General features: G+C 57.0%; 15 protein-coding genes and 1 pseudogene. 11 read left to right on the top strand and 5 right to left on the bottom strand.

Translation table 11 applies throughout. From position 1 onward, the window contains the following. Positions 1–2: 2 nt before the first annotated feature. From nodS to AS156_RS19790, 9 genes are all read left to right on the top strand, one after another. The gene (gene nodS / locus AS156_RS19830; protein WP_066507789.1) at positions 3–632 is read left to right on the top strand and encodes a nodulation methyltransferase NodS; all 630 of its coding nucleotides are present in this window, start codon (positions 3–5) and stop codon (positions 630–632) included. 13 nt (positions 633–645) lie between these two features. After that, positions 646–2355 (top strand): nodulation protein NodU, encoded by a 1710-nt coding sequence (gene nodU / locus AS156_RS19825; protein ID WP_066507786.1) that lies wholly within the window; start codon positions 646–648, stop codon positions 2353–2355. 1 nt (position 2356) lies between these two features. Next, a complete protein-coding gene (nodI, locus tag AS156_RS19820; protein WP_136626324.1) occupies positions 2357–3277 on the top strand; it encodes a nodulation factor ABC transporter ATP-binding protein NodI in 921 nt (306 codons plus the stop codon). Between the two features lie 4 nt (positions 3278–3281). Continuing rightward, positions 3282–4070 carry an ABC transporter permease gene (locus tag AS156_RS19815; protein WP_066507784.1) on the top strand — a complete coding sequence of 263 codons (789 nt, stop codon included), beginning with the start codon at positions 3282–3284 and terminating at the stop codon, positions 4068–4070. Between the two features lie 166 nt (positions 4071–4236). Then, on the top strand, positions 4237–6270 hold the full coding sequence (locus AS156_RS19810) for a carbamoyltransferase family protein (protein ID WP_066507937.1): 2034 nt from the start codon (positions 4237–4239) through the stop codon (positions 6268–6270). 265 nt (positions 6271–6535) lie between these two features. Next, a complete protein-coding gene (locus tag AS156_RS19805) occupies positions 6536–7555 on the top strand; it encodes a nodulation protein NodZ (RefSeq protein WP_066507782.1) in 1020 nt (339 codons plus the stop codon). A gap of 577 nt (positions 7556–8132) precedes the next feature. Beyond that, the gene (locus AS156_RS19800) at positions 8133–8912 is read left to right on the top strand and encodes an SDR family NAD(P)-dependent oxidoreductase (protein ID WP_245312984.1); all 780 of its coding nucleotides are present in this window, start codon (positions 8133–8135) and stop codon (positions 8910–8912) included. A gap of 153 nt (positions 8913–9065) precedes the next feature. Next, positions 9066–10850: a nif-specific transcriptional activator NifA gene (gene nifA / locus AS156_RS19795; protein WP_245312975.1), complete on the top strand. Its 1785-nt coding sequence runs from the start codon at positions 9066–9068 to the stop codon at positions 10848–10850. A gap of 502 nt (positions 10851–11352) precedes the next feature. Beyond that, positions 11353–12195 carry an electron transfer flavoprotein subunit beta/FixA family protein gene (locus AS156_RS19790; RefSeq protein WP_066507935.1) on the top strand — a complete coding sequence of 281 codons (843 nt, stop codon included), beginning with the start codon at positions 11353–11355 and terminating at the stop codon, positions 12193–12195. A 558-nt stretch (positions 12196–12753) separates the two neighbouring features. Here the strand turns inward: AS156_RS19790 and tcuC are convergent. Beyond that, positions 12754–14373 carry an MFS transporter gene (gene tcuC, locus AS156_RS19785; RefSeq protein WP_245312974.1) on the bottom strand — a complete coding sequence of 540 codons (1620 nt, stop codon included), beginning with the start codon at positions 14371–14373 and terminating at the stop codon, positions 12754–12756. 821 nt (positions 14374–15194) lie between these two features. Between tcuC and AS156_RS40980 the strand changes: the two genes are divergently transcribed. Together AS156_RS40980 and AS156_RS19775 are read left to right on the top strand one after the other, a co-directional pair. Beyond that, positions 15195–16430 carry a GFA family protein gene (locus AS156_RS40980; protein ID WP_082747614.1) on the top strand — a complete coding sequence of 412 codons (1236 nt, stop codon included), beginning with the start codon at positions 15195–15197 and terminating at the stop codon, positions 16428–16430. Beyond that, positions 16423–17088 (top strand): 2OG-Fe(II) oxygenase, encoded by a 666-nt coding sequence (locus AS156_RS19775; RefSeq protein WP_066507779.1) that lies wholly within the window; start codon positions 16423–16425, stop codon positions 17086–17088. The genes AS156_RS40980 and AS156_RS19775 overlap by 8 nt, the downstream gene beginning before the upstream one ends. 196 nt (positions 17089–17284) lie before the next feature. Here AS156_RS19775 and AS156_RS44660 read toward each other — a convergent pair whose 3' ends face one another. From AS156_RS44660 to AS156_RS19760, 4 genes and pseudogenes are all read right to left on the bottom strand, one after another. Then, positions 17285–17632, bottom strand: coding sequence for a peptide ligase PGM1-related protein (locus AS156_RS44660; RefSeq protein ID WP_245312983.1), 348 nt, complete (start codon positions 17630–17632; stop codon positions 17285–17287). Positions 17633–18232: 600 nt separating this feature from the next. Then, a pseudogene (locus tag AS156_RS44655) lies at positions 18233–18562 on the bottom strand (preATP grasp domain-containing protein); the annotation flags it as partial. 218 nt (positions 18563–18780) lie between these two features. Beyond that, on the bottom strand, positions 18781–20319 hold the full coding sequence (locus AS156_RS19770) for a class I adenylate-forming enzyme family protein (RefSeq protein WP_066507778.1): 1539 nt from the start codon (positions 20317–20319) through the stop codon (positions 18781–18783). 1802 nt (positions 20320–22121) lie between these two features. Then, positions 22122–22577: a flavin reductase family protein gene (locus AS156_RS19760; protein WP_245312982.1), complete on the bottom strand. Its 456-nt coding sequence runs from the start codon at positions 22575–22577 to the stop codon at positions 22122–22124. Positions 22578–22815: the final 238 nt, after the last annotated feature.

Here is a 22815-nt window from a genome sequence, read left to right as displayed (position 1 = left end):
TCGTGAGCCTGGACAAGACTAATCAATTGCTGGAACGGGAATTGGCCGTCGATGATCCGTGGCGGCTCGATAGTAACCCATTCGAGCGGGAACGTCACGCACAGTTGCTCAGGCTGGCACGTTCAAGGGGAGCGATCAGGAATGCTCTGGAGGTCGGATGTGCGGCCGGCGCTTTCACGACAAAGCTCGCGCCGTATTGCAAACGGCTCACCGTCGTCGACGTTGCTCCGCGGGCGATTGATCGCGCGCGCGAACGAATGCAGCGATTCTCGCATATTACGTGGACAGTCTCCGACATCTCACGATTTTCGACCGCGGAGCGTTTCGATCTCATCGTCGTGGCCGAAGTTCTCTATTACCTCGATGACGTAAGCAGAATGCGTGCGGCCGTCTGCAACTTCGTGCAGATGCTCGCGCCGGAAGGGTGTCTGGTGTTCGGCTCCGCGCGTGACGCGACATGCCAGCGCTGGGGGCATGCTGCTGGCGCCGAGACGGTAATGGCCATGCTGAATGAATCGTTGGTCGAGGTCGAGCGGCTAGAGTGTCATGGAGAGTCGGTCAATGAAGATTGCTTGCTCGCAAGCTTCATAAATCCCGATCGAACGTCGAATCAATTGAATTTACAGCATTAGGCACGGAGATACGATGCGCATCTGCGGTATCAAGCTGACCCATGACGGGGCGGTCGCTCTTGTCGAGGACGGGCGGCTGGTCTTTTGCGTGGAGCAAGAGAAGCGAGGAAATAATCCGCGGTATCAGGTGATCGACAATCTCGACGCAGTTGTCGCCGCCTTGGCGGAACATGGTCTTGGCCCAAAGGATGTTGATCACTTTGTCATCGACGGTTGGGACGGGGAGATCGAGTCGCAGTTCAAAGTCCTCAGCGGCGCGGAATCGCTCACGCTCAAAGGAGCACCCTATGTTGAGCGCCATGCCGATGGTGTTCTCGATTCACGTGACGGCCTCGGCCTGATGCTCGGCGGAAGCGACTTCCCTTATAGAAGCTATCCGCACATCGCAGGTCATGTGGCCTCCGCCTATTGCACCAGCCCCTATGCCAAGGCCGGACAGCCGGCGTTCTGCCTCGTGTGGGACGGCTCAATTGCACCACGGCTATACCATGTAGAGCGTCGGGGTGCGCGCTTCATTGAATGTCTCTTCCCGATGATTGGGCATGTTTATGCTGCCGCTGGCCATCACTTCGGACCCTATCGGAAGGCAGATCGCACCAACTGGGACCTGGGTGTCGCAGGCAAGTTGATGGCGTACATCGCGCTTGGGTCTATTGATGAAGATGTTATTGCGGTGTTTCACGAGCTTTATGAAAGCCACTTTGCAGCCGACACGCAAGCAGCTCGTCGCTACCGCGCCGATATTAATAGCGCGGAAGCCTTACTCGCAGCTACGCATCAGCTCTTCGAGGCGAGCGCGTTGCGATTGAAGGACAAGCGACATGAAGATGTGCTGGCTTCATTTCATTGCTTCCTCGAGCGTCTTCTGGTCCGAGAGATCGCGATGGCGTTGCTGCGGCACTCGTCGCTTCCGGGAGCGCGCAATCTATGCATAGCTGGCGGGTGCGGGCTCAATATCAAGTGGAACAGTGCCTTGCGCGATACGGGGTTGTTCGACGATGTCTGGGTGCCGCCCTTTCCGAATGACAGCGGCTCGGCGATCGGTGCCGCTTGCTGTGCGATGGCAGCCCAGAATGGTTTCCTGCCGTTGGAATGGTCGGTCTACAGTGGTCCGGCCCTGCAAGCTAGTGAGATCCCCGCCGAATGGGAGGTCGCGCCTTGCGACATGCGCGAGCTTGCGGCACTTCTTGCCAACAACAAGCCCGTGATCTTCCTTGCGGGGCGCGCCGAGCTCGGACCACGAGCCTTGGGGGGCAGAAGCATTCTCGCAGCGGCGACGTCCGCTGAAATGAAGGATCATCTCAACGACATCAAACGTCGCGAACGTTTTCGGCCGGTAGCGCCGATATGTTTGGAGGATCGCGCGCCGGAAATTTTCAGCCCTGGTACTCCAGATCCTTACATGCTTTTCGATCACCAGACACGGGCGGAATGGCGGGACAAAATCCCCGCTGTTGTGCATCTGGACGGATCTGCCCGATTGCAGACGATTTCCAGAACCTCTCAACATGTGATCGCCGAGTTGCTCGTTGAGTATGAGCGGCTCACGGGCATTCCGTTGCTTTGCAATACAAGTGCCAACCACCTCGGGCGTGGCTTCTTCCCGGATGTGGCGGCGGCCTGTCAATGGGGAGGTGTTGAGCATATTTGGTGCGACGGACGACTCTGGACCAAAGCAGCCGTAAAGAAGTCGTCGCCGGCTGAACGACTTCTTTCAGCCTGAAATGACCATGTCGACCCTAGCAATCAACCTTGCCGGCGTAAGAAAGGCCTTTGGTGGCAAGATCGTTGTCGACGAGCTATCGTTCTCGGTCGCGCGGGGCGAGTGCTTCGGTCTACTGGGACCGAACGGCGCGGGCAAGAGCACGATTACGCGTATGATCCTCGGGATGGTATCGCCGGACGAGGGCGAGATTACGGTGCTCGGCCAGCCAGTACCGACACGCGCCCGCCTGGCCCGGGTGCGCATCGGTGTCGTCCCGCAATTCGACAACCTTGAACTCAACTTTACCGTACGCGAGAATCTGCTCGTATTCGGGCGCTACTTCAATAAGAGCGCACGCGAGATCGAAGCGCTCACGCCATCACTTCTTGAGTTCGCCCGGCTCGAGAGCAAGGCGGAGGTGCGCGTTGCGGAGCTATCCGGTGGTATGAAGCGGCGGTTGACGCTGGCACGTGCACTGATCAACGATCCGCATCTATTGATAATGGACGAGCCGACAACCGGTCTAGATCCTCATGCGCGGCACCTGATCTGGGAGCGCTTACGCGTGTTGCTGGCGCGCGGCAAGACGATACTTATGACCACCCATTTCATGGAAGAGGCCGAGCGATTATGCAGCCGGCTTTGCGTGCTCGAGCAAGGCCGCAAGATTGCTGAAGGCAAGCCTCAAGAATTGATTGACGCGCATATCGGATGTGACGTGGTCGAGATCTATGGCGGAAATCCGCGTGATCTGTGTGCGCAGGTCGGGCCCTATGTGCGGCACATGGAGGTAAGCGGCGAGACGCTATTTTGCTACTCATCAGATCCGGAGCAGGTGCGCGCGCAACTGCGTGGGCGCGCGGGTCTACGGCTTCTGCAGCGTCCTCCGAACCTCGAGGATGTGTTCTTGAGAGTGACCGGGCGGGAGTTGGAGAATTGAAGCGATGAGTGAAGGTTATTCACCGGTCATGCCCGCTAACGCATACAACTGGGCTGCGGTGTGGCATCGCAACTTTCTGGCATGGAGGAAAGTGGCGGTCGCATCGGTTCTCGGGAACCTCGCCGATCCGATGACCAACCTGTTTGGCCTTGGCTTTGGCCTCGGAATCATTGTGGGTCGCGTTGACGGCACTCCATATATCGCATTTCTCGCGGCTGGCATGGTCGCAACTAGCGCGATGACCGCCGCCACGTTCGAAACTCTCTATGCGGTGTTCGCCCGCATGGATACTCAGCGCACCTGGGACGCAATCCTGTCCACGCAGCTAACACTGGGCGACATCGTCTTAGGTGAATTGGTGTGGGCAGCCAGCAAGGCGGTTCTGGCAGGAACGGCTATTTGGACCGTTGCAGCCATCCTAGGCTATGCGGAGTGGCCGTCTATTGTCTATTCGGTGCCGGCGATTGCGCTCACTGGCGTCGTTTTCGCAAGCCTGGCCATGATCGTTATATCTCTCGCGCCCAGCTACGATTATTTCGTGTTCTACCAAACGCTCGTTATGACACCTATGGTGTTCCTGTGCGGCGCCGTGTTTCCGCTGGATCAACTGCCAAGCACATTGCAGCATGTGGCGAGCGTCCTGCCTCTGGCACATTCGGTCGAACTGATCCGCCCAGCGATGCTTGGACGGCCAGCGGGCAGCATCGCCCTGCATGTCAGTGCACTTTGCGTTTATGCGGTGCTTCCGTTCTTCCTGTCCACGGCGATATTTCGTCGGCGCCTCATGCGTTAACGCCGAGCGCGACGGAAGCAAGGAGACAACTGATGTGCTGTTACGAACCCGGCCTGGGCGCCTCTTAAGTCGACGACCCTCGGCGTGCGTTTACGCACCTTACGCATAAGAAAATGATTGTGTGACAGGCCACGGCGGCCTCGCTATCGGGTGAATGGAGAGAAAAATGCTGTGTCTTGGAATGAGCGGCGGTCTAGACAAGGTCCACGAAAATCCACTCGATCTCCCGAACACATTTCTCCACGATGGGGCCGCCGTACTGGTCCGCGACGGACGTGTGATCGCAGCGATCGAGGAAGAGCGGCTCAATCGAATCAAGCATTCGAACAAGTTCCCACGCAATGCTATACAGCACTGCTTAGCATCAGCCGGGGTGCAGCTCTGCGACATTGACCGCATCGCGTTCTACGCGACCGAGGCCTATTGCAACGCTATGCTCGGACGATTGGTCATTTCACAGCCGGATCTCTCGCTTCCGTTGGATGCCAAACTGTTGCTGCAAAATCTGCTGTTGCAGGAGTTCGGTACCGAGGTTGATCCATCACGCATCTCATTCGTGGACCATCATCTGACCCATTCCGTTAGCGCATTTGCGATGTCGGGCTTTGAGCAGAGCCTGATCCTCTCCATCGACGGAGGCGGTGACTTTCTATCTGGTCTCGTCGCGGTGGGCTCTGGCGCTCAAATTGATCAACTGACGACCTTCCCGGAGAATAACTCTCTGGGGCTGTTTTATCTTGAGGCGATTCGATATCTAGGTTACGGGCTATTCGACGAGTATAAGGTGATGGGGCTCGCCCCTTACGGTAATCCAGCCACATATCGCAAGGTCTTCGAGCAGTTCTACGAACTCTCAGCCAATGGCGGGTACCGCGTCCACCTTGACCGAATCGGACCGGCGTTGCTCCGCAACATCGAGGTCCGGAAAAAGGGAATGCCATTCACGCAGCAGCATCGAGATGTGAGCGCTTCGTTGCAGGAGGCTCTGGAGCGGATCGTATTTCATGTTCTCAGGCACTATCGCGACCTCACTGGGATGAAGCGGTTATGCCTGGCTGGCGGTGTTGCCCACAATTGCACTGTGAACGGTAAGATTCTGTATTCAGGACTTTTCGAAGACATTTTCGTGCAACCTGCGGCACACGACGCTGGTTGCGCGTTAGGCGCTGCCCTCATGGTATCCGACGAGTTGGGGCGACCTGCTCCCCGTGAGCGCCTTGAGGGGGGGTATTGGGGCCCCGACCTCGGCAGTGATGGCGCGGTGGAGCAGGAACTGAATGCATGGGCCCGTCACCTCGACATCGAACGCAGTGATAACGTTGCGGACAGGGCAGCAGATTGGATGGCTAACGGGGCTGTGATTGGCTGGGTTCAGGGTCGGTCAGAGTTCGGCCCCCGTGCTCTTGGCAACCGCAGCATTCTTGCCGATCCGCGGCCCGCCGCTAACAGGGACCGAATCAACGCGATGGTCAAGAAGCGGGAGGGCTATCGACCTTTCGCGCCGTCCGTACTCGAGGAGGATGCGGACGAATTTTTCGAACTCCCGGATGGCAAGCGCCATTTCCCCTTCATGAACTTCGTCGTTCGCGTCCGCAACGACAAGCGCGGCTTGCTGGGCGCCATCACTCACGTCGATGGCACAGCACGGCTGCAAACGGTATCGTACAAGACAAATCCTGCCTACTGGGACGTCATTGATGCGTTCAAGCGGAGGACCGGCATCCCAGTCCTGCTCAATACGTCATTTAACAATAATGCCGAGCCGATTGTGGATTCGGTGGCAGACGCAATCGCAACATTTCTGACAACCGACCTGGATGGACTGGTGGTCGGGCCATTCCTCGTCAAGAAACGGGCTACGAAGCTGGAGGACTGGACAGCGCTCGCGATTTCATTGCCGCCGTATGCATCTCTCTATCAAGTTCGTGCGTATACCGGGCGAGATCGGCAGGAGACCGTCTGCGAAATCCGTACGGGTCACGCCAGTCGTAACAGTGTGCGGATCTCACATGATTTGTTCGATCTGCTGATGCGGATCAAGGGCGAAGGCGTTCTCGGCGAACTCCTTGATACGGTGACAATCGATCAGGCGAGGCGTGAAGCTCTCGTCAGCGAACTGCGGCGTCTGTGGGAGCAGCGCCGCGTCAACCTGCATCCCCCACACGTTATTCGCGTGTATCCAAGCAGCGCTCAAATGTAGAGGGGAGCTGATGATGTGGCGGTCTTCTATGTGCTCACACAAGGTTGCTTTAGATTAGTAGCGCGGCGTACTAACCGACTGGGTTCAAGGTGCGCGGTGCAACGTCCGCGGGCATGTAAGAAGTTAGCAAGCCCGACACGGCGGCTCATGCGGTGAAGTGTTAGCAGCGGAACTGATCTGCACTACGATCGGGGACGATGGCTCGGGAAGAGTCTGGTGTACATGCTCCGCTATCCAGCCGGTATCAGGGAACGAGGCAAGGCTAATGCGTGTTAGTGGTTCGATGAATGAGCGGTTTGTGGTTTCTCGCCGACGCACAGGGTTCGGTGATTGCCTATGGTCGCTGGCGGCGGCCTGGAGCTACGCAAATCGAACAAACCGGACGCTCGCTATCGACTGGCGGGGCTCCTGTTATCTCGATCAGCCATTCCTTAATGCCTTTCCAGTGTTCTTCGAACCTATTAAGAACATTGCCGGCGTACGGGTCATCTGCGATGATCAGATTAACGAATTCTCGTTCCCCGGCCCATTCTTCCCACGGTGGTGGAATAAGCCCTCAATCGACAGCGTATTCCGTCCGGACGAACAAATTTTCCGAGAGCGTGACGAACTGCGTCAGCTGTTTGACAGCCAAGAGGATTGCGACGCCAACACGGTGGTGTGTGACGCCTGCTTGATGTGGGGTTGCGATGAAGACGCAGAAAGACAGGTATTTCGGAGCGTCCAACCGCGGCCTGAAATCCAGAGGCGGATTGACGCCATCTATCGAGATCAGTTTGCAGAATATAGCATAATCGGCGTTCATGTGCGGCATGGCAATGGCGAAGATATCATGGGTCATGCGCCTTACTGGGCCGATCCGGAATTCGCGTTGCAGCAAGTATGCATGGCCATTCACAAGGCAAAGGCGTTACCGCACCCAAAGTCCGTAAAGGTGCTTTTGTGCACGGACAGTGCGCAAGTGCTTGACCGGCTCACGGCTGCGTTTCCTGATATCATCACTATCCCAAAGCACTTTCATACCCAGCAGGCTGGCCCGTTACATAGTCCGGCGCTCGGGGTCGATGGCGGCGTCTCCGCTCTCGTCGAGATGTATCTCCTCGCGCGCTGCGACACCGTGATTCGGTTCCCGCCGACGAGCGCCTTTACGCGCTACGCCCGCCTCTTCGCGCCACGGAGTCTTGAGTTCGACTTGAACGATCCAAGTCGGATAATCCTGATTGAGGAGCTGCCAGAAGATCTTGAGCTTCATGAAAGCTTAAATCTGGTCGATCCCCCCCGTTGAGGCAAATGATGCAGGCGAGTATCAGTTGTGGGCTCGTCGGGGACAAAGCTCACGTACGAGCCTGGTCACGTCAGATCCGCCTTCGCGTCAGCTGCAGCGCCATTTGAGGAGCAGAAGAATGGTTCCCGGTGGAGCTATCGACATAGAAGTCTCTCCCGCGCAGTTTTGATTGACGGCTTGCTTAAGGGTGTCAATGAGATCAGAGGCCGCAGCCATCTGGCCAGTCTCATACGCTTGGAACCGTCCGTAGATGAGTCGCTGGAATCAAGCAGCGTCGCGCCTTGGTTGGTTAATCCTTAAGGATCCACGATACGCGGTATCGCAACGCTTGTTCACGCCTGAGAAGCATTTGAGGCAGGCTCTATCGCGCGGTTGCTGATGTCGGAAAGCAAACGAGACGTGTCTGGAATCCGCCAGAACAGGACATTTGCGCGCGGAACTGCCAAGCATTCCTCGTCGTCGCAGTGGCCCAAATCCTGCAGCGCGCGCACGGGCGCGGCTAGAGGATGGGAGGTGCCCCTTGATTATCGATCTACCAAACGGCAATCCGGTGACCGGTCCGCGGTCGGCGGTAGATGTGGGTCGCCGGTTTCAGGCTGAGAGGCCGTGCGCCCAGCACGAAGAACGGAAGACAGTGTTTCTGACCGGGGCATCGCGCGGCATCGGTCACGCCACCGCCAAGCTGTTTTCGGAAGCGGGTTGGCGTATCATTTCTTGCGCCCGTCAGCCGTTCGATGGCGGGCGCTGCCCCTGGGAGTCAGGGGTCGACGACCATCTGCAGGTCGACCTCAGTGACCATCGGATGCTGCCGCGCGCAATCGCCGAGGTTAAAAACCGCCTCGCGGGCGCACCGTTGCAAGCGCTAATCAACAATGCTGGCATTTCACCGAAAACGTTAGATGGTACCCGGCTGACCTCGTTGACGACATCAATCGAAACATGGATGAGGGTGTTCCACCTCAACCTGGTGGCACCGATCCTGCTGGCGCAAGGTCTGTTGGACGAGCTGAAAGCCGCGTCAGGATCGATCGTCAACGTCACCTCAATTGCGGGTTCACGGGTGCACCCGTTTGCCGGCAGCGCCTATGCGACCTCGAAGGCCGCGCTCGCGAGTCTTACTCGCGAAATGGCGCATGATTATGCACCGCATGGCATTCGCGTGAATGCGATCGCACCCGGGGAAATCAAGACTGACATGTTGTCGCCGGACACCGAAGCGCGTCTCGTGCCAAACATCCCCCTGCGCCGCGTGGGTACGCCCGAAGAAGTCGCTAAGGTCATCTTCTTTCTCTGTTCGGATGCGGCAAGTTATGTCACGGGTACCGAAATGCCGATCAATGGTGGCCAACACCTATAGTCGGCGAGACGCGGCAATTCGCAGTTGATTTGAGCTCCGCCAATGAAACTCCTGCTTGCCGCCAAATCCGCGTATGCAATTGATTGCCGTGCAGGAAAAGATGCCATCTTTCTATGTCATCTCGTCAAGACTTGACGTTAGATCGACAATGACATGCAACACGAAACTCGCAAACCCGAACAAGGTGTCATGCTGCATATCCCTTCCGCACGCGAAAAGCTTATCTCACAGTCAGAGGGCGAACGCGAGGTCCCTATTGAATCATCACCCGAGAGCGTACTGACTGCCGTTTCCGAAATATCGAAGGTGCTGGCTGCGCCCGGTCGGCTCGAAGTTGCGTTGGCCAATGTCGTCAATCTTCTTCAATCGTTTGTGCAGATGCGAAACGGCATCGTCTTGCTATTCGACGATGATGGAATGCCAGACCTGACCGTGGGCGCCGGCTGGAGCGAGGGCAGCGACGAGCGCTACCGGACGTGCCTGCCGAAGAAGGCTATTGACCATATCGTAGCGACCGACAAACCGCTGATTGCCGAGAACGTAGCAACGGAGGCGGCTTTCAGTGCTGCGGATGTAAATGCGCTCGGTGCCTGCGTCAACATGTCAGTGTCGTTCATCGGTGTTCCGATTCGGATTGATGCGAAAGTCGTCGGTACGCTGAGCATTGATCGCATCCTCGATGTAAGCTCGAGCGGCCGCCTCGATTACGAGGTGCGGCTGCTCGCCATGATCGCCAATCTGGTTGGCCAGACCGTGAAACTACATCGTTTGTCAGCGGACGACGGCGAGCGGCTGACGACCGAGAAAGATCGCCTGCAAAAGCAAGAGTTCAGGCAACCTCCGCGGGAACGTAAGAAGGTTCATATCGACGGGATCATTGGCGACAGCCCGCCGTTGCGAGCGCTGCTGGAGAAGATTGCGGTGATAGCCAAATCGAACAGCACGGTTCTGGTGCGCGGCGAATCCGGTACTGGTAAGGAGCTGGTCGCCAAGGCTATTCACGCGCTCTCGTCGCGCGCCAAACGGCCGTTCGTCAAGCTTAATTGCGCGGCGCTCCCTGAGACGGTGTTGGAATCCGAATTGTTCGGGCATGAGAAGGGAGCCTTTACCAGCGCGTTCAATTCGCGCAAGGGGCGCTTCGAACTTGCCGACAAAGGGACGCTGTTCTTGGACGAAATCGGCGAGATCTCGGCCTCGTTCCAGGCCAAGTTGCTGCGCGTCCTGCAGGAGCAGGAATTCGAGCGTGTCGGTAGTAACCAGACAATCAAGGTCGATGTTCGTGTAGTTGCCGCGACCAACAAGAACCTTGAAGAGGCTGTGGCAAGGAACGAGTTCCGTGCTGACCTCTATTATCGGGTCAGCGTGGTTCCTTTGCTGCTGCCGCCGTTGCGCGAAAGACGCAGCGACATTCCGCTTCTCGCCGCTGAGTTCCTCAAAAAATTCAACCGCGAGAACGGCCGTGCGCTGAGCTTCGATGTGAGTGCTATTGAAATCCTGATGAAGTGCGGCTTTCCCGGCAACATCCGCGAGCTCGAGAATTGCGTTGCGCGCACTGCGACCCTAGCGCCCGGACCCTCGATCTTGCGAAATGACTTTGCGTGCTGCCATGGCCAGTGTCTGTCTTCGGTGCTGTGGAAGGGCAAATCGGACGAGACGGCGCGCGAGCCGGTACCGAGCGCATCCATGCCCGTGAAGCTCGCTGGGCCGCTAACTGAAGCTGCTGCGCCGGCCTCTCCTGTCAGCGGCGAACTCGCTGCCCTGGCACCTCCGGGCGCAGCCTTGGTAAGTGGTGCGAAAATAACCGATCGTGAGCGGGTCATTGCAGCCATGGAAAAATCCGGGTGGGTGCAGGCCAAGGCAGCGCGCCTGCTTGGATTAACGCCGCGCCAGATAGGGTACGCGCTGAGGAAATACGGCATCGAGATAAAGCGTTTTTGAACAAGCCTTCGGACTCGCGTTCTGTCAAAACCGCAACAGTCGTGACCAAGACAATTGGATGCAGGATACGTTGCGCCACGCGCGGCGGCGCGGAATATGATCATGATCGACGATTCCGCGGTAGATCAGCGGTCTCGGGAGAAGTGCACTTGCTTCACGACCGGTCGATGTGCTCTTCGCGGTGCAAGGCATCCGCCGCGCGAACCGGATGCGGAGTCAGGGGAGTGCCTAAGCGCCAGACCCCCTGCGGCGAGATGATCGCATAGTAGCAGTGATTTCCTGCAAGTTGAGCTTTCCTCGATCAGCGACACATCATGCGTTGGGCACGCGCTGTCGCAACCGCCACGAATGTCGAGTTTGTTTCGTGGGTCATCAACGACAGGCCGCAATACTGTCGCCTCGCCGAAGCCTCTGCCTTCGATGTCATTCGTTGAGCCCGTTGCACTTTGGTACGACACTTGCTGTTCTCTTGGTCAGGCTACGGCAACTTCTGGAGGAGCATATGCACAGCGTTGTCTGCATCAAGCAGGTTCCTGACTCCGCGCAGATCCGCGTGCACCCGGTGACCAATACGATCATGCGTCAGGGCGTGCCGACCATCATCAATCCATACGACCTCTTCGCGCTGGAGGCCGCGCTGCAGTTGCGCGATCAGTTTGGCGGTGAAATTACCGTACTTACAATGGGCCCCCCCTCTGCCGAGGAGTCCCTACGCAAGGCGCTGACTTTTGGTGCCGATCGAGGCGTTCTGCTCACCGACCGCTGCTTCGCGGGCTCCGACACGCTGGCAACAACTTACGCACTGGCAACCGCCATTCGAAAGATCGCTAAGGAATATGCTCCGCCAGACCTCATCTTTACCGGCAAGCAGACGATCGACGGTGACACCGCGCAGGTTGGCCCCGGCATCGCGAAACGGCTCGGCGTGCTGCAGTTGACCTATGTCGCCAGGGTCAGAGCCCTGGATCTCGCCGCGCGTACAATTGAAGCGGAGCGGCGCTCCGAAGGCGGTGTCCAGGTCCTGCACACCAGATTGCCTTGTCTCATTACCATGCTGGAGGCGACCAACCAAATTCGCCGCGGTGCCATGGCCGACGCCTTGCGCGCCGCTCGCGTGCCAATCGTGAAATGGAGCGCGCAAGACGCCGGCGTCGAAGACCTATCCAGATGCGGTCTCAAGGGCTCCCCGACAGTTGTCAAGCGGGTGTTTGCGCCCTCTGCGCGCGCTGAGAAGGCAGCGCTGGTGGAGGCCTCCGAGCAGCCGGCGCAAGCGTTGATCGATGCCATATTCAAACACCAGCCAAAGCTTGAGACCGACCTTGCGACACTGGCACGAGATGCGTGAGCTTGAGAAGCTAGGCCATGAGCAATGATATCACGCGTGAAGGCGACGCTCCATTGCCAGGAAGGAGAGGGCATGATCGAAATCAAAAGGTCGATAGCAATGGTCGGGGCCAGGGCCGCAAACGCGAAAGCGTCGACTATGGCGAAGCGCAGCAGGGATATGCTGTAGTTCGAGCCGGGAATATTCCTGGATCGAATAACAGCTCGCCAGAGCGGAGCGCCGCATCGCCAGCCGTGCAATAGCCGCATCTGCTAACCTGCCTCGCCTCTGCCCGATGCTGCGGGGCAGCCGGCCGAGCCAGAAATGGCCGAACTGGCGCGAACGACGGAGGTTGGCTGGTCGACATATCCCAACAAAAGGACAATGTTGGCGCGGACGATCAGGTCACCGGCATCAACGCGAAGAGACGCGCCGATGCCGGTGGAGGGCCGGGTAGAGGATGATCAGGTGGCTGAAGATCCATGCAGTGGTATAGGACCAGCACTGTCTGGACGCCCTTGGCCACGGTTCATTATGTGGCCGCAAGGGAGAATCTTGACTGAAGCGTGGGACCTTTGGCTAGCGCGGTGCGGCTTGCAATCCTAAAGTCTTGTCCGGCTCTTCAGGCCGGAACGGCTTCGCAACTTTCGATGGCTTGGCGGTCCCTGGATAGACGGTGAGTGCCGCGATGATGCCGAGCAGGGCTGCTAACATCAGCCAAAGGCCAGGTGAAGCCTTATCATCCGTTCGGTCGATTAACCAAGTCGAGGCGAGTGGCGTGAAGGTGCCAAACAACGCGGCAGCGAGTGCGAAAGCCAGAGAAAAGCAGGTTGTACGCACATGCGACGGTACGATCTCAACAAGAGCGCCCAGCATAGTGCCGCTATAGATGCCAAAATAGAACGAGAACATCATTGCGACTACCAGCATTTTGCCAAAAGTGGGTACGCTTACCAACCAATGCAAGGCCGGATAGGTGGTCACCAGCGCAAGGCCCGCAATGGTTAGCAAAACCGGCCTGCGGCCAACTCGATCGGAGACGGCGCCGCCAATCGGATTCCAGATGAAGTTGCTGACAGCAACCAAAAGCGTCACCAAGAGAGCGTCCTGAGTCGACAGTTTCAAGACATTCCTGCCGAATGTGGGCGTGTAGACTGTGACGAAATAGAACGTCGTTGTAGTCAAGATCGCGATCATCATGCCGAGAATGATGACGCGCCAGTTGGTGAGGGCCGAGCTAAAGACCTCGCGCGCCGTGGGATGCTTCTTCATGGCCAGAAATTCTGGCGTTTCCTCCAGCGTCCGGCGCAGGAAGAAGATAAGCGGAATAATGAGGCAGCCGAGAAAGAACGGGATGCGCCAGCCCCAGGCAGCTACGGTTTCGACCGACATCGATTCGTTTAGCACGTAGCCAACGATCGCCGCGACAAAAATCGCGACCTGCTGGCTGGAGGACTGGAACGACGTGTAGAAACCACGCTTGCCGGGAGTTGCAATTTCCGACAGATAGACCGAGACGCCGCCAACCTCGACGCCGGCGGAAAAGCCCTGCAGCAGCCGTCCGACTAGCACGATGATGGGGGCGGCAATGCCGATCGTCGCATAACTGGGACAGAAGGCAATGATCACAGTGCCGATTGCCATGAGCGAGAGCGTGACGATCAGACCTTGCCGACGGCCAATCTTGTCAATATAGGCTCCGAGCACGATCGCGCCGACCGGACGCATCAAGGCGCCGAGCCAGAACACGCCGAAGGTGTTGAGCAGAGAAGCCGTCTCGCTCTCGGACGGGAAGAATGCCTTCCCAATCGCGCTGGCGTAAAAGCCGAACAGAAAAAAGTCGAACTGCTCCAGAAAATTGCCGCTAGTCGCACGCAAAATTGCGCCGATGCGCGATTTTACCGTAGGTGCCTGCGCGATGAAGATTTGTGGCACTGCGAGTTTCCTCCCCGTCTGAAATGGCCGGTTGCGGAAAACCTCACGCCAGCCCAACTGCAACTTGGGCCGGAATCTCTCATCATAGACACTACCGACCGACCCGAAAGCGCCTGATCTTTTCGGCATATTTTCGGCAACTGTCGCACGCTCGCACAGATTTTCAGGATTTATCGCATGTTCTGCGAGGAACCAGCCGGGGACCAAGCGGAGCATTGCCTTGATCTTCAGGACAAGCTGATCCGCCGTCAGAGCAATCTTCATGGCATACCGGCCAGGAAGTAGAGTTGCCAACAGTCGTTGTGATCGTTGTGTCGTTTCGAACCATTGCACAAATCCTGTCGGCTTCGAAACACCTGGAGTGATTAGCCGGCGGCAAGTTTTCCGGCGTAGCCGTAAGCTTAAGGACCAAGGGCGCTCTGGCACGGCGGTTGCTATGTGCATGCAACCCCTCCGGGCCGACGCCAAGTGTACGCATACTTGCAAGACGGGCGACGCTCTCCTTGGACCCGTATCTCCCCAATGCAGAAAAGTTTGCCAATCCGTTGATGGAAACCAACATGTCTTCACTGAGACAACCGCTCTCAACGAGAGCGGCATCGGAAGTCGATTATCTTGCAGGTCGTGCCAGCCTGCCGGCTGCCCGATCTGGAGCGAGCGGCAGATCGATATTGAGCTCGAACTGGCGATGGGGCGCACACCCGCTCATGGGCCGCCTACTTAGGCTTCATCGAACTCGAGCAAAAGTCTCCTCGAGTCCTCGGTGTGGGACCAAGCCAAAACCAGAATCTTGCATCGATTGCTGAGGCGACTGGCATTCGCGACACGAGGATTATCGGCGCGTCTGAATTCGAGGACGGCATCGTTGCTGCATTCATTCACGCTAAGAACTGCTGGATCGGTCGTAAATCTGACTGCGAGTACCAATCGTTGGCGCTGACACGAGGCTACAATGTAAAGCACGTCTTGCAGAGGGCCAGCGCTGTACGGGCTGTGGGGGAGACCTCAGCGCATATCGGTTCGCCATTGTTTGTTTCTTTCGATTTTCGTCCAACGAAACTTCTCTCTGCATAGCCGGTGTTCAAATGACGTCTTCCCATCGTTCTCGTTTTGAACTGCCCAAACATTCGGAGGTGCCGATCGGCCAGTCCTTGGCCGACCAGGTCCGGGCTGTGTTCGGCCGGCATCCGTTCACTGCGGAGATGACAAGAGATGAGATAGCCAAGCTACTACCCGAGTATCTTGCGATGTCACAAGCGTTCCCATACCTGCAAGCGGGATCGCAAAGGGAGCTCATATTCGACGCAATACATCAAAATCGAGACATTCCTCGGGACGTCGAGATGACCAGTGTGGTCGCGAATTTCATCTGCTGGGATGAGACGGGAGGCCATAATCGGATTCTTCAGGGCGGCAATGCTGCGCTGCCGCGTATTCTGGACACAGAAAAGTTCCACTCACAACTGTTTAGAAGAGATGCATCGCGACTGCTTGGACGAGCAATACAGCCGAACTACAGCACCACAACGAATAAGTACCTGCGCGCGCTATATCATGGCTTGGCGTCGAGGGATCCCATAGTGCGTTGCGCTCACATGGTTGCGTTTGAGCTGCATGCTGCGGAAATGATCCAGTCGCTTTGGACTACCATTGTCAATACGTTTGATGTGCGGTCCGACGATCTCCACTATTTCCAGATCCATGTGGGTAGCGAGGATCCTGCAGAAAAATATCACGCAGAGATGACAAGCAGGCTGATTGGCGAACTGATCACGGCCGAAGACAATGGCCGTTTCCTGGATGAATTCGATCGCGCGTATGGCGTCAGCTTGGAGTGGTGCCGGAATCTGATCCGAATTGGTCAATTCGACGGAGATAATCGACCGCAGGTCGTACACCGTGGCCGCTGTCATTGTGGCTCCGTCAAGTTTCTCGTCCGAGCGTCAGAAGAGATCTCCGCGGTGAAGTGCAATTGTTCAATCTGCCGAATGTCCGGATTTTTGCACATGCTCGTTCCCGGCGATAGCCTAAGCATCGAGTGCGGTGAAGAACTCCTCACTACGTACCAGTTTAACAAGAATATCGCTCAACACACATTTTGTCGGGTTTGTGGTGTGAAGCCTTTTTATCGACCGCGGTCGAATCCTTCCGGATTCAGCGTAAATGTTCGATGCCTGGATAGAACAACTATTGAAAGCGTAAGAATACAAACGTTCGACGGCGAGGATTGGGAGCGGGCGATCTGCGCGATGCCAGGAGCATCAGAAGGCTCCCAGAAGTTGGAGTTTCGAATGAACCTGAAAGGCGCGCACTGTGAGTGATAAATCGAGTTTTCTTTCACAAGAGGCCCTCGCCAGGTACCGCGTAGAGTTGAGAGACAAGGGTACGGTCCTCGTTGCCCCGGGGATGCTGTTCACCCAAAAGGACTTGGCGAAGATCGATCGGCTGCAGTCAGACATTCCCGAAGCGGACGTTCGGAAGGGAGATGCTGACGATTCCCACAAGGTCTTTGTAAAGCGGTTGCGGGAAGATCACCCCGGCCGTCTTCCCAGCAACGTGAATGGTTCTGCTTCAACGCAGATCATCGAACTACTCGAAAGCAATGACCGGGCCTTCGCGCTTGAAAGTATCTTCGGAGCGTCATCTCAGTACGTCATTCGCCGATGCCAAATGCATCGCATGCCGCCTGGGTCCTTTGTCGGCATCCATTTGGACGCTGAGAGCGACCCTGACTTCGAGTATTCGGTGATCGTTCAGCTCGCCAAAGATTTCGAGGGAGGGGAATTCGTGGTATATCCAACGGAGCGCGACCCCCAAGTATTTCGCCCTCTATTGGGGACCGTACTTATCACCACATGCAGGTTCCGGCATGAAGTAAAGCCGGTGTACGCCGGGGAGCGCCGGTCGCTGGTCTATTTTTGCTCAAAACACGGCGGAGCGAACCGCCGCATCATCAAGAATTCCGCCGTTGGCCGCTGAGCTCGGCCAGCGAGGAGCAATGGTTGAGATGTCGTCCGAACCGATCTATCGACCTTTCGGAGTCACAGGAGGTTTGTCTGGCTTCGGACAGGCGAAGCAGACGGAGGCAAGTACCAGATTTCAAGCACATTAGTTTGGGAATAGGAAGGCCGCTTCGAGCGAATTGAAGAGTTGGAACACCGCGCAGTGGCTCCGATCAGGCCATCCTCAATAGTCTATCCTCCAAATCGCGGGCCGCCGGCCTACTTCGCGCGATCACGAGGCATTCTACCGTGCCTGCGTCTTGGTCTGCGGCAAGCGGAATAACCCGTTCCTTCCGTGGGCTGTCGAACAGACATCCTTCATTGGCGAAATGGTCAATTGCTGTTTGGAGGGAGCTTAATCGGACGTTTCGCACAGATGAAATCACGTAGGAATCGGAATAATCGGGACCAAGCAGCCTGGTAGCAATGCTGTGTAATACCGAGCCTCCGCCCCATCGACCGTTTGCTTCGTTAAACAACAGTCGCTCATCGGTTGCGAAAATGCCGTCGATGTTGATCATTCCGCGATATCCCAAGATCCTCGCAAGCTCGACAAATCGATAGGCATGCGCGCGAGCTGTCAGGCATTGCTGATTGCTCAGATCGCTTGGAAGTTCGAGTCCAGTCCACACGAGAGCCCTTTCGGATCTATCCTTGCTTCGACGCAGACGGATGTTCCCACTATTGACATATGCGATTGAACCATTTGCCTCGATTTCGAACTCAAGGTAAAATATAGAACGAGCCAAGTGATATGATTCTACAACCGCTGTCCTGCATGATGGAGTTGTCATCTCTGCCCAAACTGCGTTTGGGTCAAACGACGACCAAAGGACTTGCCGGGTTTCTCTTGCCCCCGGTAATGGATCGCTTTCCTTGCTGGTTAGTATGACATTTCCAAGCCCACCGGCTCCATTATCCAGCTTTACAATCACGCTGCCAGTCTCAGACCTCAGGGAGGCGACTGCTCTGAATAGCTCGTCTGGGCTTGTTGTTGCGCATCCATTGGGCATCGGAATTGCGACGCTTGTAGCCAATTGACGGAAGTGGCTCTTGCGATTCAATAGATCAGGCCCCCGCTGCAGGGTGAAGTCGTCCCCGTTTTGGGGTATGCCGAGTGCCGCGGATAGACGCGCAACTCCCTCAGTAGGATAGCAAGCACATATTCGCCAAGGTGTTGTCCGACGGATATGGCGGTAGATTCGTTCAACGGTGGTGTCGGAGTGCAGGGTGGAATCACTAAGGGCCGTCGCTTCGCGGGCGCTTTCGGGCACAAGCACCGAGAGGGTCGAAGGGTCGAATTTAAGCGTGGAGCCGACCAAGGCTAGCAGTTCGGTTGGGATTGCTACGGGAGAGACTATTAGGTCGCCCTCTTGTGCAAACCAAACGGAGCGCCAAGCTGACTTGGCTGCGAGCGTAAGTTGGATCGCCGTCAGATCCGTGCCCGACATTTGCGCGGTGCCGGCATTCATGATCAGGATCCGTGGCATCAACAATCTCCGGAGCATTTCGCGTTCGCGCTATTGGACAGAGAGCCCGGTCCGTCGCCACGAGAAAACCCGCAGCAGCGCATTCGCATGAAAGACTTGGCCCCAGCGAGTTTCGTGAACCTTGAGACGCAAGCTCACCTGCGGTTGGCAACGGAGGCTTTGCCAGCCGACAGTCCGCGCTATTCAAGTGCTGCTTTCTTGCTGGCTTGATCGAGATCGATCTCCTTCAGCATGAAATGCTGGACCTTACCCAACGCCGTTCGCGGGAGCTCTTCCGTGAAGATGATTTCGCGCGGCGTTTTGAACCGGGCGAGCTGCGATTGGACGTGCGCCGTCAGCGCTTCCGCTTCAGTACGGGCGCCCGGCCGCCTGATCACATAGGCGATTGGCACTTCATCCCACCGCCGATCGGGCCGACCAATGACGGCGCATTCGGCGACATCGGGGTGCTCCATCAGCACACGCTCGACTTCCGCCGCGTAGATATTCTCTCCGCCGGAAATGATCAGATTCTTCTTGCGATCAAGGACTGAGAAATACCCATCGGCATCGCGGCGGCCGATGTCACCAGTACGATACCAGCCGTCATGAAAAGCCTTGCGGGTTGCTTCTTGATTGCCCCAGTATCCGCTGAAGATATTGGGCCCGCGCACTGCGATCTCGCCTGGATTGCATGGCGGCAACGTATTGCCTGCATCGTCGATGATCGTGGCTTCACAGCATAGACCCGGTAAGCCGATCGTCTCCTTGCGCGCAAGGTCGCCGCCGAGTTTCGTATATACTGCAATGGGGCAAGTCTCCGTCGAGCCGTAAACCTGCAAAACTGGCACCCCGCGCGCGACAAAGCGTTCGATAAGGTGCTGCGGGACCATTGTCGAGCCGGTGCAAATTGCCTTCACGGAGGATAAATCCGTCGTCGGCCATCGAGGATGGTTGGTCAGAGCTTGTATTGTGGCAGGCACCAAAACGGCCAGCGTAGGTCGATCGCGCTCAAACGCAGCAAGCGTCGCCTCTGGTGTAAAACGCGAATGGATGGTAACGGTCGCGCCGTGATGCAGCGCGGGCGTAGTCTGGATATTCAGGCCGCCAACGTGAAATAGAGGCAACACTGTCAAGACATGATCGGCCGAGCCAAGGTCATGCATGTGCTGACTCATAACCCCATTCCACAGCAGCGCCTCCTGGCGCAGCACGGCCCCTTTCGGGCGTCCCGAGGTCCCTGACGTGTAGACAATCAGAAAAGGGCAGGACAGGTCTGCATCGGAATTGCGACTGTCGCTGCAGCCTCGCTCCAGCAGGCTGTCCCACTTGCTGCCGCCAGAAGGCTCAAAATCCAGCCCGACAACGAGGGTGTCGGGCAGTTGCTTCGTCAGAGCGGGCAGGAGTGCGTCGAAGATCTGCTCAAGAACGAGCACTTTGGCGCCAACGTCGGACAGGATGAAGAGCTGCTCGCCGACCGCAAGTCGCCAGTTCAGTGGAACCAGAATTGCGCCGAGCCGTGCGCAGGCATAAAGCAGGGCCAGGTAGTCAGGGCGGTTCTGGCTGAGGATCGCGACGCGGTCGCCCTTCTCGACGCCGAGTTGGCTTTGTAGGGCGCGGGCGACATGCTCGATCCTTTGATGGAAGGCGGCGTAGCTTAGAGTCTCACCATCGAAATGGATCGCGGGTTTGTCGGGAGCGAATGACGCGTTACGCTCAATCAGCGTGCAGAGATTCACCTCAGTTTCCCCCCCCCATCGTTGAGATCTGCACAATAAGTGTGCCTTCAGGCATCAGATCGTTGATCCAATGAAGTCCATCGTGAGGTCCCAATCTGGGGCTGTTCCGTCGGGATGTCCCAGGCGCGGACGATCATCAGGCGGTTTCCGCAAGAAAGCGCAGCTTTTGACGATGCCATTTGTCACGGAACTTGCCTCGATGGAGGCCCCTTAAGAGCTGAAAGTCTCGGTGCCTGCTCAACTGCCGAGTTTTGCTCGGCATTGCTTGCGTGCATCTGCCAGTGGTGATAGTCGCACCACGACGATTGTTTCTTGCCTGGTCTTCGAATGACAGGCTCGCCGCACATATAGGCCGCTCTGGCATCTCCATCTTTGAATCCAACAATGGCTCGGCATTGGCCCTCTGTGTGGTCGATCAATAGGACCTTCTTTGCGCCATCGGGTTTCTTCACCGTGCCGCTCCAAGATGCCGGGCAATCGTTTCCAACGTCGTACCAGTCATGCCGAGCGATACTTACAACCCGGGCCCGTTGAGAACGCCAGCGATCGCATGATCCCCCGCCCGTCTGCGAGATGCTGGCGCCATGTCAACGGCGCACACCAACCTAGACCAGCAGAACGAAAGGGTCGCTCGTCGAACCGGCTTCGTGACGTATTGGAGCCAGTCGAGGATCTCGGTTTCGAACGGGTGAATCCCAGGAGGCGGGCGAAGTCGGATGGATTTCGACGCCCTCGGACCCTCACCGTCTCTCCAGTGATGCCGATCAGAACAGGTGTATAGTGTCGGTTCGCAATTGCCGAATCCGACATAATTGTTCGCCCACCGTAGCGATACAATTATCAGCCGGCGCATAATCAGTTCGACACGCCCGTCACCGGGACTCATGATTGAAGCGAACACCTGCGGCGGGATCCTTAGACGTTGAGACATTCGCAATCCTTACCCTGCCTGTTCCGAGACCGGCGCCACCTCCCTAAGACCGTACAACTTAACGTTACGTCCGATTCAAGCCCTTTGGCTCTGCATTGTGAGTATGTCCGAAGCTCCGCGGCTGAGTGGAGCTCGACGAAAAGAAGTCTGGCTGAATGCAGCCGCGCGTCCGGCACGAATTGGGAGCCCGGCATTTACGGGGACGTTGGTGAAAAGGCGAGAGCGGACCAACCGGCAACGAGCAAGGCCCTCCTTCGCGAAGCTGCGACTTTGCAAGATTACGTTCGCCGGGCGAACGTGGGAAGATCTACCAGCCTGCCAATTGTAGTAGGGCTTGCGACTCAGTTCGGTCTTCACGCCAGCAATGCTGGTTTCGATATTGGTCTGTTGTTGCCGAACTGACGGGTAGCGCGGTCGACGTCGAGTTCACACGACCAATTGCACGGTTGCTCTAGTTTTGCGCCGCCGATCGAATCGATTGGAACTGCTCCAATCAGAGGCTGCTTTCGATGTGTGCGCGAATGGCATCAGCGTCGGAGTCAATCCAGCCCCGTTTCCGGGCGCTTGCGACCATCTTGGCATAGCCTGTTTCCCAGGTCTCATAGTCCTGGGGGCGACCAGGCAGTGTAGGCACTAGATCAATAGGGACCAATGCATTACCTCGGTCAACGAGCGTGATCCCTCTCAAGGCTGAAGTGGTAGGGTTAACTGGGCCCTTCAACACGACCTTGAAGTCGCAAAAATCATAGGGATTCACCAATTGGAGTCCCGTTTGGGGCGAATATTCTATCACCATTGCTCGGCTCCTCATTGCGGCCTTCGAATAGTCTGACCGATGTTCGTTCCCGATAAGAATACGCGCAGACTGCACTCAGCATTGCGGTAAGGTTCGAAGCGCGCCTTGCAAGTTGATCAATGGCGCGCCATGACCTGGCCGTGTCGCGATAACTCGGCCGATAAAGATGCTATGTGTGCCGATCGTCTTGTGATCGTACAAACTGCACTCGAGCGTGCATACCGCGCCCTGCAAGAGTGGCACATCGAGAACGCCCTGATCCCACTGTGCTGTATCGAAGCGATGGGAACCTTTGGCGGCATCCCGGCCGCCAAATCGTAGCGCGAGGTCCTCCTGATCACCCCGGAGAAGACTCACTCCAAAACTTCTGTTGGCAAGTATCGCGTCATGAGTCTCAGACCTGGAATTGATGGCGGCCAGCAGGCAGGGCGGGTCAATGCACATTGAGGTCACAGAGCTGACCGTCAGCCCACGTCGACAGACCTTCCTTCCAGTCGCTACAATTGCGACACCACTCGCCAGGTTTCGCATGGCCTGACGGAATTCTGTCGCCTGGATGGATGGCATATCGTACATATCGAACGGAAACTGGGAGCTCATAACCTGCCTATAGAGTGGGTACGCGGTTCCAGCGCATCGTTGTGCGCATATTGCTTTGTTTTAATCGGGCTTCTCGTGCGGGTTGTTCGATGCGACTAGCGATGGACGGTGTGCAGCTGCGACTGTCCGTGGATCGGTGGCGATTGTGAACCTAGAAGGCAGGCAACGG

The organism is Bradyrhizobium macuxiense, from assembly GCF_001542415.1.
Lineage (GTDB): Bacteria > Pseudomonadota > Alphaproteobacteria > Rhizobiales > Xanthobacteraceae > Bradyrhizobium > Bradyrhizobium macuxiense.
Note: the sequence above shows the minus strand (reverse complement) of the source record. Positions and strands in the feature narration are given on the sequence as shown.

Coding starts and splice junctions, on each gene's coding strand:
- nodU (WP_066507786.1), top strand. CDS start 646: ATGCGCATCTGCGGTATCAAGCTGACCCATGACGGGGCGGTCGCTCTT.
- nodI (WP_136626324.1), top strand. CDS start 2,357: ATGACCATGTCGACCCTAGCAATCAACCTTGCCGGCGTAAGAAAGGCC.
- AS156_RS19815 (WP_066507784.1), top strand. CDS start 3,282: ATGAGTGAAGGTTATTCACCGGTCATGCCCGCTAACGCATACAACTGG.
- AS156_RS19810 (WP_066507937.1), top strand. CDS start 4,237: ATGCTGTGTCTTGGAATGAGCGGCGGTCTAGACAAGGTCCACGAAAAT.
- AS156_RS19805 (WP_066507782.1), top strand. CDS start 6,536: ATGCGTGTTAGTGGTTCGATGAATGAGCGGTTTGTGGTTTCTCGCCGA.
- nifA (WP_245312975.1), top strand. CDS start 9,066: ATGCAACACGAAACTCGCAAACCCGAACAAGGTGTCATGCTGCATATC.
- AS156_RS19790 (WP_066507935.1), top strand. CDS start 11,353: ATGCACAGCGTTGTCTGCATCAAGCAGGTTCCTGACTCCGCGCAGATC.
- tcuC (WP_245312974.1), bottom strand. CDS start 14,373: ATGAAGATTGCTCTGACGGCGGATCAGCTTGTCCTGAAGATCAAGGCA.
- AS156_RS40980 (WP_082747614.1), top strand. CDS start 15,195: ATGACGTCTTCCCATCGTTCTCGTTTTGAACTGCCCAAACATTCGGAG.
- AS156_RS44660 (WP_245312983.1), bottom strand. CDS start 17,632: ATGATCAACATCGACGGCATTTTCGCAACCGATGAGCGACTGTTGTTT.
- AS156_RS19760 (WP_245312982.1), bottom strand. CDS start 22,577: ATGCGAAACCTGGCGAGTGGTGTCGCAATTGTAGCGACTGGAAGGAAG.